Raw genomic sequence first — 326 nt, forward strand, 5'->3', positions numbered from 1 at the left:
TCGGCGTGAGCAACTTCCAGACCGGCCTGCTGTCTGCGGTGCCTTTCTTGTTTGGCGCCGTCGGGATGGTGCTGCTGGGCCGCAACTCCGACCGCACATTGAAGCGTCGGGAGCACGTTTGCTTTGCCATGTTCCTCGCGGCGGTCGGCCTTGCGGGCGCGGGCCTCGTCTCCGCGCCGTCGCTGGTGCTGGGCTTGCTCTGCCTGAGCCAGATCGGCGTCTCCGCAACGCCCCCACTGCTGTGGCCAATACCGAGCGCCTTCCTGACGGGCACTTCGGCTGCGGCCGGGATCGCCGCGATCAATGCGCTCGGCAATCTGTCCGGC

1 pseudogene is annotated in these 326 nt (G+C 67.8%); it reads left to right on the forward strand.

Annotation, left to right across the window (positions count from 1 at the left end):
• Positions 1-326, forward strand: a pseudogene (locus tag ACZXDY_RS46615) (MFS transporter); the annotation flags it as partial.

Source organism: Bradyrhizobium sp. LeoB3 (genome assembly GCF_055456055.1).